Origin of the sequence: Hwanghaeella sp. LZ110, assembly GCF_048892525.1 — a bacterium.
In the GTDB taxonomy this organism is placed as follows: Bacteria; Pseudomonadota; Alphaproteobacteria; order UBA8366; family Aestuariispiraceae; genus Pacificispira.
Map to the genome: position 1 here is coordinate 359,348 of NZ_JBLZHT010000003.1, position 13,878 is coordinate 373,225.

Below are 13,878 nucleotides of genomic sequence, written 5' to 3' on the forward strand. Positions count from 1 at the left end.
CTGAGGAGGGGCTGTATCGGCGTATCCATCATCGATATTGTCACCCCGGACGTGATCCGGGGTCCAGAGCGGCAGGCGCGATTGATGCGTGTGGCTCTGGATGCCCGCCTGCGAGGATATGACGGGGAGGGGGCGGTGCTTGCAGAAAGATCACCCTTCGAGGCGCTGCGCTCCTCAGGGTGAGTGCACGTTTTATGTGTCCATATTCTCACCACCCGCACAGATCTCATCCTGAGGAGGGGCTGTAAGGGTGTATCCATCATCGATATTGTCACCCCGGACGTGATCCGGGGTCCAGAGCGGCAGGCGCGATTTGTGCGTGTGGCCCTGGATACCCGCCTGCGAGGATATGACGGGGAGGGGGTGGTGCTTGCAGAAAGGCACCCTTCGAGACGCTGCGCTCCTCAGGGTGAGTGCATTTTTTATGTGTCCATATTCTCACCACCCTCACAGATTTCATCCTGAGGAGGGGCTGTATCGGCGTATCCATTATCGAAATCGTCACCCCGGACGTGATCCGGGGTCCAGAGCGGCAGGCGCGATTTGTGCGTGTGGCCCTGGATGCCCGCCTGCGAGGATATGACGGGGAGGGGGCGGTGCTTGCAGAAAGGCACCCTTCGTGGCGCTGCGCTCCTCAGGGTGAGTGCACTTTTTATGTGTCCATATTCTCACCACCCTCACAGATTTCATCCTGAGGAGGGGCTGTATCGGCGTATCCATTATCAGCATCGTCACCCCGGACGTGATCCGGGGTCCAGAGCGGCAGGCGCGATTGATGCGTGTGGCCCTGGATACCCGCCTGCGCGGGCATGACGGGGTGGGCAACCGGGGCGGCCACGGTGACAGAGGGGGGATTGGCCGGGAAGGTTGCCTTCTGGTAATCCAGGTCTCAGTAAATTTCCTGCTTCATGCGTTCTGGATAGTCGTTGTCATAGGTTTTACCGTCGAATGTGCCTTTGCTGAGTGTGCTGAGAATCTGTCCTGCGGAGGGCAGGGCCTTGCGGTCCAGCCGTGTGTCCGGATTCCACAGCTGGGATCGCGCCAGGGCCTTCTGGCATTGGAAATAGACACGATCAACCTGCACCTGAAGCACACTGCGAGGCGGCTTTCCCTGCATGATGAAACGATCCAGCAAGTCAGGATCGACGCTGATTGCGGCGCGACCATTGATGCGCAGGGTCTCCCCAATACCTGGGATCAGAAACAGCAGCGAAACTCTTGGGTCGCGGACGATATTGCGCAGGGAATCGATGCGGTTATTGCCACGTCGGTCCGGGATCAGGACGGTGTGGTCATCGGCGATCTGAACGAATCCGGCGGGGTCCCCGCGAGGGGAGCTGTCCAGACCTTCCGGCCCGACGGTGGAGAGCACAACGAAGGGAGAGGCTTCGATAAAGGCGCGATAATGATCGGAAATATAATCGATTTCTTTGATCAGGGAGGTTTCTTTGGGAACCCCGTACAGCGCTTCCAGATCCTCAATTGTGCTGAGTGTGTGATCTGGCGCCGTCATCTATACCTCCTGCCTAAGCGTTAGTTTCGACCGGAGGCAAAGCGCACGGCCTCCTGCGTGGCGCGCACAAGGGCCTTGGCCTTGTTCACGCATTCCTGATGTTCCGACTCTGGATCACTGTCTGCAACAATGCCAGCGCCGGCCTGGACAATCATCTTGCCGTCCTTGACCACAGCGGTGCGCAGCACGATGCAGGTATCCATGGACCCGTCTGCCCCGAAATAACCGATACAGCCGGCATAGATGCCCCGGCGATCGGGCTCCAGTTCCTCAATGATCTGCATGGCGCGAACCTTTGGTGCGCCAGAAACGGTACCCGCCGGAAAGCCTGCCATCAGCGCGGTCAGGGCGTCCACGCCATCCTTTATCTGACCTTCCACATTGGAAACGATGTGCATGACATGGCTGTAGCGTTCCACGATGAATTTGTCTGTGACATCGATGGTGCCAATCTTGCTGACTCGTCCGACATCATTGCGGCCCAGATCCAGCAGCATCAGGTGTTCGGCGCATTCTTTGGGATCGCCCAGCAGATCCTGTTCCATCCGTTGATCTTCCGCGCGGTCTGCGCCCCGGGGGCGTGTTCCCGCGATGGGGCGGATCGTGACCTTGCCATCGCGCAGACGCACCAGAATTTCAGGGCTGGATCCGACAATTGCAAACCGCCGGAAGGCCAGGAAAAACAGGAAGGGCGATGGATTTGTTCGCCGCAGTGCGCGATACAGCGAAAAGGGTGGCAGGTCGAACGGCATTTCAAACCGTTGCGACAGCACGACCTGAAAAATATCGCCGGCCAGGATATATTCCTTCGCCTTGGCGACCATGGCCTGATAGGCCTGTGGCGTCATATTCGCGACGGGCTCAATCCCCGCATCCTGAGCAGATCGCCCAGCCGTGGCATAGGGCAGGGGGCGCTCCAGGCTGTCGCGCATTTCTGACAGGCGTTCCAGGGATTTTTCATACGCCGCACCGGCCCCAATTTCCGGGTCCGGGCGAACTGGTGTCACAAAGGTGACGATGTCTTCGATACTGTCAAAGACTGCAACCAGGGTCGGTCGGATGAAAATGCCGTCTGGCACCTCCAGTACGTCCTTATTTTCATCGGGGAAGGGCTCCACCAGGCGCACACAATCATAGCCCATATAGCCCACCAACCCGGCCGCCATTGGGGGCAGCGAGTCGGGCATCTCCATCTCGCATTCTTTATGCAGGGAACGCAGCGAGTCGAGGGTGGGCAGGGAATGCGCCTCAAACGCATCGGGATCAATCAGGGCACGTCGATTGACCTGGGCCTTATCGCCAAAGCAACGCCAGATCAGGTCCGGCTTCATCCCGACAAAGGAATACCGCCCGCGAATGGCGCCCCCTTCGACGGATTCGAACAGGAAGGCGTCGGCGCGTCCATCGGCCAGCTTCATATAGGCAGAAACAGGCGTCTCTAGGTCTGCGACCAATCTGGTATAAACGACCTGTGGCTTCCCTGCTTCATAGAGCCGCTTGAAACTCTCTATATCGGGAAAGCATTCCATGATCAGCGATACACTCTGTCGATGACTTCGGGGTAGGTTGTTGTCTCAATTTCCTTTTGCAGGGCGACCCCTAACTGTTCGACTAGATCATTAGACATGCCAACAGCCAGCGCATCGGAAATGTTCTTGCGGAAATCACCGTCGACCGCTGCCTCGGCGGGGGTGATCTTGGTCAGGCGCGCGATGACGAAGGCATCATCCTGCACGCCATATGCAGCCTTACCAGTGTCCAGCCCGAACAATTCACTGGCCAAGGCATCTGGAATGCGCGCACCGCCCGCAGCTTGCCCATTGCGGGCAAAGTTTTCGATGGTGTTTACCTCGGCGTTATTGCTGGCTGCAATCATGGCAACATCACCGGCTTCACCCAATTGCGCGGCCAAGGTCTGGGCGCGCAATTCTGCGGCCTGATAGCGGGCGTCTTTCATCCATGCGGCTTTGACCTCGTCCCGCACAGAGGCAAAATCCGGAATTGCCGCCGGGGTGATGTTGTCCACGCGCAGCATGAACATGGCGTTGGATTCTGTGGTTTCCAGGAAACCGACATCACCGGCTTTCAGGTCGTCGGCGAATGCTTTCTGCAAGAAGGTCAATCCTGCGGGAAGGTCGGCGAGGGGAGTGCCGTCGGGGCCCCGACCCTGGGCATCAACCGCATCGATTTTTTTAGCCTCAATTCCAATTGAAGCCCCGGCTTCTTCCAGTGTCATGCCCTGCGCAAAGGCGTCTTCCAGCTTCTTGCCATAATCGAACACTTCATCATAGGCGCGGTCCAGGGCGAGGTCGCGGGTGATTTGATCGCGTACTTCATCCAATGTGGGCTCGCTGCCTTCCTGGATGGTGTTGACGATGGCAACGGACCATCCGAAAGCCCCTTCGAAAGCACTGGTTACGCCGGGTGCTTCCAGAGAGAAAGTCGCCTCAGCAAGCGCGTCATTGGGAATGCCCTGGCGGCTGAATTGGCCCAATTCAATAAGTTGTAGGCCCATTTCTGCGATCTTGTCCTTCAACTCTTCCACAGGGACGGCTGCTAAGGTTTCGGAGGCCGCTTTCGCATCTTCTTCAGAGTTAAACAAAATCTGGCTGATATCGCGTTGTTCCGGCTGACCTAATTCACCAAGGCGGGCTTCATAGGATGCCTGAATATCATCCTCTGATACATCAATTGTGCCGGCAATCGCTTCCGGAGAGATCAGAACATAGGTCATGCCGCGCAATTCAGGACGGCGGAAATCTTCCTTCCGTTCGTCATAGAAAGCTTGCAGTGCGGTATCATCCGGTTCGGATGGCGCATCCACTGATGCGATGGGAAGGGTTAAGTATTCAGCGGACCGGCGTTCCCCAAAGAAATGATAGATGCGATCAACCAGGGCTTCGGGGGCTGCGCTGCCGGCGGTGACCGCGCCCAGCAGTTGTGACCGTGCAATTTCGTGGCGGACCAGTTCAACCATCCCAGGTTCTGTCAGGCCATTCTGTTGCAGCGCTGTTTCAAAGCGCAGGCGGTCGAACTTGCCATCACTGCCCTGGAATGTCGGGCGGGTTTGGATCTCAGTGCGCACCATATCATCGCTGGCCGTTAAATCTTTACGATCGGCCTCTGCCTCATAAAGCGTGCGCAAGGTCATGTTCTGCAGGACATTGTTGGCAAGATTTAACTGGCGGGCAACATCGCTGTCGATTGAATCGAGGCGTTGAGTCTGAAGGAAACGCTGATAGGCGATGTAGAATTCCTGGAAACTGATGTCACGGTCGCCGACTTTTGCCACCGTATCCCCATTGGCGCTGTTGCCCAGTCCTTCATAGGACGACACGCCCCAGCCCAGAAAGCTCAGAACCAGGAGGCCTAGAATAGCCTTGGCAATCCAAGAGCCGGTGGATGCGCGCATCTTTTGTAACATGATTTCACTCGTCGCAATGGTTTCAGGAAAGCGGTTCTACCATGGGACAGGTCCCAAATCGAATTCGCCCGGATCATAAGGGGGCGTTTCGACCCCCGCAATCGCAAATGCCAACCCATCTGCCAAGGAAATTCGCAGTATTTTCCGATACCGTCGCCCTTTTCTGCGGATTGGTTCTACAGATTGGCGTTCTTAGATGGGCGTGGTAAACCCGTGGCGCAAGATATTCCTATAACCAGCTAAGGATCCTTTAGACCCATGAGCAGACGTCCCCTGATTGCCGGAAACTGGAAAATGAATGGACTGTTAAGCGATGGCACCGCTCTGGCGCAGGCCGTGGCGCAGGGCGGAAAGGATGCGCCCTGCGATATTCTGATATGCCCCCCGGTAACATTGTTGGGGGCCGTTAAATCGGTTCTGTCCGGTTCTGCTATTCAACTGGGCGCACAGGATTGCCATTGGCAGGAGAAGGGGGCCCATACCGGCGATATCTCCCCCCAGATGCTGGTCGATGTTGGATGCAGCCATGTCATTCTGGGCCATTCTGAACGCCGTGCCGATCATGGCGAAACCGATTCCCAGGTGGCGCAGAAAGCCAGCGCGGCCCATCAGGCCGGTTTGATCGCGGTGATTTGTGTGGGCGAAACGGAGGCACAGCGGGATGCGGGTGATACGATGTCGGTGATCTCCGCCCAACTGGATGGATCTGTTCCTCAGTCCGCAACGTCTGAGAACACGGTCATAGCCTATGAACCGGTTTGGGCCATCGGGACGGGTCGCACCCCAACGGCACAGGAAGCCAATCAGGTGCACGCCCATATTCGTGCCCATCTGCACGGTCGTTTGGGGGATGCAGGAACAGCGGCCCTGCGCATTCTGTATGGTGGATCCATGAAGCCCGGTAACGCGGCGGACCTGTTGGCGCAGCCCGATATTGATGGCGGATTAATCGGGGGGGCAGCCCTGAAAGCCGAGGATTTCTTGAGCATCGTTGCTGCGGCAAAGGCGTGATCGCAAGGAAAACCACTTTCGGGCTTTAAATTCAGGCACTGACGCGTTACATACCCCACAATTCAAAGGCATCTGTAGATCGGGTGTCGAAACCGAGTTTCTTGAGTGAGGCCTAGACCGCGATGGAAAATATCATTCTGATCGTTCACCTGTTGATTGCCATTGCATTGATTGGCGTCATTTTGCTGCAACGCTCCGAAGGCGGCGCGTTGGGCATGGGCGGTGGTTCCGGCGGTGGTGGCGGTGGCATGTTCTCTGCCCGTGGGGCGGCAAATGCCCTGACCCGGACAACGGCCATTCTGGCAGCCTGCTTTATTGCAACCAGCCTTACGCTGGCAATTCTTGCTGGCGGTCACAAGAATACCGAATCGATTTTCGATTCGGCCCCTGCTGAAACCACAGCACCGGCCCCCGTCGATGATGGAACGCCTGTCGTCCCCACATCGGAGTGATCGGTAAAAATACAATAATATCAAGGAAGGCGGCGCAATTGCCGCCTTCTTCTTTGGGTCGGATTTCGCATCCGTGCGGATCAGGCTTGTCAGACGAAAGCCAAAGGATACAGTGATCTCCCATGTCGGCACGATACATCTTCATAACAGGCGGCGTGGTCTCCTCACTGGGTAAGGGTTTGGCCTCAGCCGCGCTTGGCGCGCTGTTGCAAGCGCGGGGCTATAAGGTCCGGCTGCGCAAACTGGATCCCTATCTCAATGTCGACCCCGGTACGATGAGCCCCTATCAGCATGGTGAATGCTATGTCACCGATGATGGGGCAGAAACGGATTTGGATCTGGGCCATTACGAGCGCTTCACCGGCGTTCCGGCCCGCCAGTCGGACAATGTCACCACAGGTCGAATCTATTCCGATGTAATTGCCAAGGAACGGCGCGGTGATTATCTGGGCGGTACGGTTCAGGTCATCCCCCATGTCACCGATGCGATTCGCGACTTTGTCGTATCCGATATCACCGATGAAGACTTTGTCTTATGCGAAATCGGCGGCACGGTTGGCGATATTGAAGGCCTGCCATTTCTGGAAGCCATCCGCCAATTGGGCAATGAATTAGGGCGCGAACGGGCCTGTTATATCCATTGCACGCTGTTGCCCTATATCGGCGCGGCGGGCGAATTGAAGACCAAGCCGACGCAGCATTCCGTGAAGGAACTGCTGTCGGTCGGGATTCAGCCAGACATTCTGCTGTGTCGGGCAGAGCGGGACATCCCCCAGGGGGAGAAACGCAAGATCGCGCTGTTCTGTAACGTGCGCGAAAGTCGGGTTATCTCTGCCCTGGATGTCGACACGATTTATGCCGTGCCACTGACCTATCATCGGGAAGGCCTGGATGTTGAAGTTCTGAGCTATTTCAACATGATGAAGGAAGGTCAGGAAGAAGAGATCGACCTGAGCCGTTGGAGCGATATCACCCGCACCGTGCGTGCGCCAGAGGGCGAAGTCACAATTGCCGTGGTTGGCAAATACACCGTCCTGCTGGATGCCTATAAGTCGCTTGCCGAAGCGCTGGTGCATGGCGGCATCGCCAATAATGTGCGGGTAAAGCTGAATTGGGTCGAATCGGAGATCTTTGAGACCGACGACCCCGTTCCCTATCTGGAAAACGTGCATGGCATTCTGGTGCCGGGCGGATTTGGAGAGCGGGGGTCGGAAGGCAAGATACAGGCCTGTCGTTTTGCCCGCGAACGCAACATTCCCTATTTTGGAATCTGCTTTGGCATGCAGATGGCCGTGATAGAGGCCGCGCGGCATCTGGCCGGCATTGAAGATGCATCTTCAACAGAATTTGGACCGGCGAAAAATGCTGTCGTGGGCTTGCTGACCGAATGGAAAAAGGGCAATCGCGTCGAAACCCGTGGCGAGAATGATGATAAGGGCGGTACCATGCGTCTGGGGGCCTATCCCTGTATTCTGGAGCCGGGATCGAAGACACAGGAAATTTATGGCGAGCGTCAAATCTATGAGCGCCACCGTCATCGTTATGAAGTGAATGTCGGCTATCGTGAAAAACTGGAAGCGGTTGGCTTGAAGTTCACGGGCATGTCCCCAGATGGCATTTTACCGGAAATCGTGGAGCGGGAAGATCATGCCTGGTTCATCGGCGTTCAATTCCATCCGGAACTGAAGTCAAAGCCGTTCGAGCCACACCCCCTGTTTGCGGGCTTCATTGAGGCCGCCGTGAAGACCAGCCGTTTGGTCTGATCGCAGCCCCGTCTTATCAAGGATCGTTCAGATGCAGCAGCATACCGTCACGCTTGGCCAGATCGAAATTGCCAATCACAAGCCGTTCGTGCTGATCGCCGGGCCCTGTCAGATGGAAAGCCGCGATCATGCGATGGATATGAGCGGCCAACTGAAAGAAATCTGTGACGGTCTTGGGATTTCCCTGATCTATAAGACCAGCTATGACAAGGCGAACCGCACCTCCCTGAAGGGTCAGCGCGGCATGGGTCTGGATAAGGCGCTGGCGGTGTTTCAGGAAGTCAAAGACACCTATAAAATTCCCGTGCTGACCGATGTTCATGAGCGGGATCATTGTGCGGTCGTAGCCGATGTCGTCGATGTCCTGCAAATCCCAGCCTTCCTGTGCCGCCAGACCGATCTGCTGATCGCGGCGGCGCAAACCGGGCGGGTGGTGAATGTGAAAAAAGGTCAGTTCCTGGCCCCCTGGGATATGAAAAATGTCGTCGCCAAACTGGTCGACAGCGGCAATTCCAATGTTCTGGTGACCGAACGCGGCGCAAGTTTTGGCTATAACACGCTGGTCACCGATTTCCGCAGCCTGCCGACAATGGCGCAACAGACCGGTATGCCCGTTGTCTTTGACGCCACCCATTCGGTGCAACAGCCAGGCGGGCAGGGCACGTCCAGTGGCGGCCAGCGCGAATTTGTGCCGGTCCTGGCCCGTGCGGCGGTGGCCGTGGGCGTAGCGGCCCTGTTCATGGAGACCCATCAGGACCCGGACAATGCGCCGTCCGATGGCCCAAACATGGTGCCCATCGACCAGATGGCAGATTTGCTGCTGACCCTGCAGAATTACGACCGGATTACCAAAGCCACTCTGTCGGCGTAATCCAATGGGGGATGTTTCGCTGGAAACTCTTATCCCTATTCTGGCGATTTACCTGCTTGCTGGATTTTCCAAAGGGATTGTCGGGCTTGGCCTGCCAACCATAGGGATCGCTTTGGCAACGATATTTGTCGGACTGGACACGGCATTGGCCTATGCCACGCTGCCGGTTGTCTTGACCAATCTGTATCAGGCGCTGGTGGGGGGGCATTTCACGATAGTTTGGCGTCGCACATGGCCCATGATGCTGATCGCAGCCCTCTTCACCGCTTTGGCGACAGGATTGTTCACCCTGGTCGATCAGAATGTTCTGACGATCTTTCTGGGCACAATTCTGATCGTGTATTCAGCCCTGACCCTGAAGACGATCACGCTGTCGCCGCCGGGGCGTCATGATGTCTGGATTTCACCGATCATAGGCGCGGTGACCGGGATTGTGACCGGGATAACCGGGTCTTCCGTCGTGCCGGGTGTTCTGTATCTGCAATCCCTGAACTTACCGCGGGATGCCTTTGTTCAGTCGCTGGGTATCCTGTTCACGGTCACCTATATCGGCCTGATCATCGGTCTTGGTCACCATAATATCCTGACAAGCAAGGTCGTCGGTGTCTCTGCTATCGCCATCATCCCCGCCCTTATCGGAATGACGCTTGGGATGCGGATCCGGCGGCGCATTCCGGAAGAACAGTTTCGCACGGTCTTCCTGTTGGTCATTCTGCTGCTTGGCGTCTATCTGTTCTTGCGTTCCTTATGGCGCTTTTTGTAATCACTGCCCGATGATTGCCCCAGATAAGTTTGGGCGCTATAAGTCGCGCGACTTAACGTATAGCCCTTCTGGAGGATACCTGCATGACCGCAATTATTGACGTACATGGCCGCGAAATTCTGGACAGCCGGGGCAATCCGACCGTTGAGGTTGAGGTGACGCTGGAAGATGGGTCCTTCGGTCGTGCCGCTGTGCCGTCGGGTGCCTCCACTGGCGCACATGAGGCGCATGAATTGCGTGATGGCGGGTCGCGCTATGGCGGCAAGGGCGTGCTGCAAGCCCTGGAAGCCGTGAACACCGAACTCTATGACATGATGATGGGCATGGAAGCGGAAGAGCAAGTCCTGTTGGACCGCGCGATGATCGAACTGGATGGCTCCCCCACGAAAAGCCGGTTGGGCGCGAATGCCATCCTGGGGGCCTCGCTGGCAACCGCGAAGGCCGCTGCTGCTGCGGCAGCACTGCCTCTGTATCGCTATGTCGGGGGCACATTCGCCAGCCGCCTGCCGGTTCCGATGATGAACATCATCAATGGTGGGGCGCATGCCGATAATCCCATCGACATCCAGGAATTCATGATCATGCCGGTCGGTCAGGACAGCTTTGCCGAGGCCCTGCGCTGCGGCGCTGAGGTGTTCCAGAGCCTGAAAGCGCAGTTAAAATCAGCGGGTCACAATACGAATGTCGGGGATGAGGGTGGCTTTGCCCCCAATCTGTCATCAGCGACCGAGGCCCTGGACTTTATCCTGAAAGCCATTGAATCCGCAGGCTACGAGACCGGTCGCGATGTCGTGCTGGCCCTGGATTGCGCCTCAACCGAGTATTACATCGACGGTGCCTACAAGATGATCGGGGAGGGCAAGACCCTGACCTCTGCCCAGCATGTCGATTATCTGGCCAATCTGGTCGCGAACTATCCGATCGCGTCGATTGAAGATGGCATGGCCGAAGATGACTGGGACGGCTGGGCCTTGTTGACCAACAAGATCGGGAAATCCTGTCAATTGGTCGGCGATGATCTGTTCGTAACCAATCCTGCACGCCTGCGCGATGGTATCGCCAAGGGAACGGCCAATTCGATCCTGATCAAGGTGAACCAGATCGGCACCCTGACGGAAACCCTGGAAGCCGTCGAAACCGCCCATAAGGCGAAATACACAGCCGTCATGTCCCACCGGTCCGGCGAGACAGAGGATGCGACGATTGCCGACCTGGCCGTCGCCACCAATTGCGGCCAAATCAAAACCGGCTCGCTCAGCCGTTCCGACCGTTTGGCAAAATATAACCAGTTGCTGCGCATCGAAGAAGAGCTGGATACAGCCGCAGTTTATGACGGATCCGCATTCCAGCGCTGATCTGTAAATATACCGTCTGCGGCCCCTTTTTCAGGATAACCGCAAAGGGCGCAGAGAAGGCGCGAAGGACGCTGAGACGCCACTCTTTTCGTCACCCTGGACGTGATCCGGGGTCCAGGGCGGTAAGCGCGATTGATGTTTGTGGCTCTGGATACCCACCTACGCGGGAGAGACGGGGATATGAGTTACATTCTCATCCTGAGGAGGCGCGATAGCGCCGTCTCGAAGGATGTGCTGTAAGTCCGGTGGTTACAGACAGATCACCCTTCGAGACGCTTCGCTCCTCAGGGTGAGGATTCTCTTGACTAAATCATCGTCACCCCGGACGTGATCCGGGGTCCAGGGCGGCAGGCGCGATTTATGCGTGTGGCTCAGGGTACCCGCCTGCGCGGGTGTGACGAGATGGTAAAGATTAACCGCAAAGAGCGCAGAGAAGGCGCGAAGGACGCTGAGGGGATGGTGCGTTATGGCGTTGCACGTCTGACCTTCCGCTTCATTCTCATCCTGAGGAGGCGCGATAGCGCCGTCTCGAAGGAGGGGCTGTAAGTGTAGTGCTTTCAGTGGGCTCACCCTTCGAGACGCTGCGCTCCTCAGGGTGAGGGGGTATTTGCCTCGAAATACCGTCGTCCCGGACGTGATCCGGGATCCAGGGCGGCAGGTGTGATTGTACAGGCGCGCGTTATCTTCCGTCTTAGACTCGCTTTGGTGAGAAGCAGTCGCTGTTTCGGGATGCAGTTTGGGGAGGGGAAGGGGGATACATATGGGGTATCGACAGGCACCGCCATGTCGGCAATTTTGACCTTTAAGGCGCGGCATTTGCTTTTAGCGCCTGATTTTCCGCCATATACCATATCATGACTCACCTACCACTGCTTGAGTTCAGGGGTCCTCTGATAGGCAATATATGCCACTGAAATAGGTAAAAAATTCCTACTAAGTTATTGAAAATATTGCCCATTGACGCGGACTCGGTTCCGTGATTCAAGGGGTGTGCTATGACTCTATTCGATGAACTTCATAGGCGCTTCCGCCATATCGCGTTCCCGGCCTTGGGGGCGTGCGTTCTCGTTTACTTTGCCTATCATACAATCCAGGGGGATCGCGGTCTGTTGTCCCTGATGCGCGTGTCCAATGAAGTGGAGCGTGCGCAGCATGCCTTGAATAATCTGCGGGAGCAGCGCCTGACCCTGGAGCATCGTGTCGGGCTGTTGGATCGGCGCAGTCTGGATCTGGATATGCTGGAAGAACGGATGCGCCTGGACCTGCAAAAAATCCATGAGAATGAAGTTGTCATTTTCCTGACGCCCAACAGCTAGTCAGATCGCACCCCAAGCAGTGGTCTTGCATATTCAGTGGATGGGGCGAAGCTGTTAAATTCATGACAAATTATTGACCGGGTTTACGTGTGCGTCATGCTGCACTGCGTCAAAAAAAGTGTGTTTCAATCAATTCAACTTAAATTCAGTTAAGTATCACTTTATTGTGGTAAATCAATTATTTGCCTAGGCTATTGATTTGCCCCCTGAAACCAAGTACCGATTCCAATGGATGTTTCGGGCAGGCTTGAAATCAAACGGGTTGCGCCCTTGAAACGAAAAAATTGGTCGGGCTTTCCGTGTTCATTGACTGGATGGCCCGCCGTAAATTGGATCTCTGTGAGAGACCTGAACGAGGGGACAACCGATGGCGAAAAAGGCGACCGCGAAACGTGCGGCTGGCAAAGCGGCTTCTAAGTCTGCACCTGCCAAGACGGCAAAAACCAGCAAAAGCGACTTGATGGATTACTACAAGAACATGCTTCTGATCCGCCGTTTTGAGGAAAAGGCGGGGCAATTGTATGGCATGGGTCTGATCGGTGGGTTTTGTCACCTCTATATCGGGCAGGAAGCTGTCGTGACCGGCATGCAGGCCGCCACAAAAGAGGGCGATGCGGTTATCACCTCGTACCGGGATCATGGTCACATGCTGGCCTGTGGCATGGATCCGAAGGGCGTCATGGCAGAATTGACGGGGCGTGAAGGGGGTTATTCCAAGGGCAAGGGCGGTTCCATGCACATGTTCTCCAAGGAAAAGCATTTCTATGGCGGGCATGGCATCGTCGGTGCACAGATTCCCCTTGGCACCGGCATTGCCTTTGCCATGAAATACAATGAGACGGATAATGTCTGCATGGCCTATACCGGTGATGGCGCGATGAATCAGGGCCAGGTCTATGAGGCCTTCAACATGGCCGCCCTTTGGAAGCTGCCGGTAATCTATGTCATTGAAAACAATAAATATGGCATGGGAACCTCTGTAGAGCGGATTTCCGCGTCGGGTGCCAATCTGCATGATCGTGGTAAGGCTTACGGCATTCCAGGCGATGAAGTGGATGGCATGGATGTGGTCGCCGTGCATGAGGCAGCCGAAAAGGCCGTGGCACACTGCCGTGCTGGAAAAGGACCGTATATCCTGGAAATGAAGACCTATCGCTATCGCGGGCATTCCATGTCGGACCCGGCGAAATATCGCTCAAAGGAAGAGGTCAATAAGGTGCGGTCCACCTCTGACCCGATTGACCGGGTGAAGGCAACATTGATCGATGATGGTCACGCCAGCGAGGAGGACCTGAAAGAAATCGACAAGCAGGTCAAGGCCGTCGTGTCGGATGCCGCAGATTTCGCTCAATCCAGCCCAGAGCCGGATGAGAAAGAATTGTGGACCGACGTGCTTTTGGAAGCCTGAAC

Annotated in this window: 11 protein-coding genes; 8 read left to right on the top strand and 3 right to left on the bottom strand. The window is 56.3% G+C overall.

Annotated features, from left to right (window positions below):
• Nucleotides 1-889 precede the first annotated feature (889 nt).
• The 3 genes from ACOSDM_RS07915 to ACOSDM_RS07925 are packed head-to-tail and all read right to left on the bottom strand — an operon-like array spanning nucleotide 890 to nucleotide 4,937.
• Nucleotides 890-1,513, bottom strand: a complete 624-nt coding sequence (locus ACOSDM_RS07915; RefSeq protein WP_420723956.1) for a pyridoxamine 5'-phosphate oxidase family protein — start codon at nucleotides 1,511-1,513, stop codon at nucleotides 890-892.
• Nucleotides 1,514-1,533: 20 nt separating this feature from the next.
• Complete coding sequence (gene trpE, locus ACOSDM_RS07920; protein ID WP_420723957.1) at nucleotides 1,534-3,042, bottom strand: anthranilate synthase component I; 1,509 nt, start codon at nucleotides 3,040-3,042, stop codon at nucleotides 1,534-1,536.
• A gap of 2 nt (nucleotides 3,043-3,044) precedes the next feature.
• Nucleotides 3,045-4,937, bottom strand: a complete 1,893-nt coding sequence (locus ACOSDM_RS07925) for a SurA N-terminal domain-containing protein (RefSeq protein WP_420723958.1) — start codon at nucleotides 4,935-4,937, stop codon at nucleotides 3,045-3,047.
• 258 nt (nucleotides 4,938-5,195) lie between these two features.
• Between ACOSDM_RS07925 and tpiA the strand changes: the two genes are divergently transcribed.
• From tpiA to pdhA, 8 genes are all read left to right on the top strand, one after another.
• The gene (gene tpiA / locus ACOSDM_RS07930) at nucleotides 5,196-5,948 is read left to right on the top strand and encodes a triose-phosphate isomerase (RefSeq protein WP_420723959.1); all 753 of its coding nucleotides are present in this window, start codon (nucleotides 5,196-5,198) and stop codon (nucleotides 5,946-5,948) included.
• A gap of 122 nt (nucleotides 5,949-6,070) precedes the next feature.
• On the top strand, nucleotides 6,071-6,400 hold the full coding sequence (gene secG / locus ACOSDM_RS07935) for a preprotein translocase subunit SecG (RefSeq protein WP_420723960.1): 330 nt from the start codon (nucleotides 6,071-6,073) through the stop codon (nucleotides 6,398-6,400).
• A 122-nt stretch (nucleotides 6,401-6,522) separates the two neighbouring features.
• A complete protein-coding gene (locus tag ACOSDM_RS07940) occupies nucleotides 6,523-8,163 on the top strand; it encodes a CTP synthase (protein ID WP_420723961.1) in 1,641 nt (546 codons plus the stop codon).
• Nucleotides 8,164-8,194: 31 nt separating this feature from the next.
• On the top strand, nucleotides 8,195-9,034 hold the full coding sequence (gene kdsA, locus ACOSDM_RS07945) for a 3-deoxy-8-phosphooctulonate synthase (RefSeq protein WP_420723962.1): 840 nt from the start codon (nucleotides 8,195-8,197) through the stop codon (nucleotides 9,032-9,034).
• Nucleotides 9,035-9,038: 4 nt separating this feature from the next.
• Entirely contained in the window at nucleotides 9,039-9,797 is a 759-nt protein-coding gene (locus ACOSDM_RS07950; protein ID WP_420723963.1) for a sulfite exporter TauE/SafE family protein, read from the top strand.
• Nucleotides 9,798-9,880: 83 nt separating this feature from the next.
• A complete protein-coding gene (eno, locus tag ACOSDM_RS07955) occupies nucleotides 9,881-11,152 on the top strand; it encodes a phosphopyruvate hydratase (RefSeq protein WP_420723964.1) in 1,272 nt (423 codons plus the stop codon).
• 995 nt (nucleotides 11,153-12,147) lie between these two features.
• Nucleotides 12,148-12,468 (top strand): FtsB family cell division protein, encoded by a 321-nt coding sequence (locus tag ACOSDM_RS07960; protein ID WP_420723965.1) that lies wholly within the window; start codon nucleotides 12,148-12,150, stop codon nucleotides 12,466-12,468.
• A gap of 367 nt (nucleotides 12,469-12,835) precedes the next feature.
• The gene (gene pdhA / locus ACOSDM_RS07965) at nucleotides 12,836-13,876 is read left to right on the top strand and encodes a pyruvate dehydrogenase (acetyl-transferring) E1 component subunit alpha (protein ID WP_420723966.1); all 1,041 of its coding nucleotides are present in this window, start codon (nucleotides 12,836-12,838) and stop codon (nucleotides 13,874-13,876) included.
• Nucleotides 13,877-13,878: the final 2 nt, after the last annotated feature.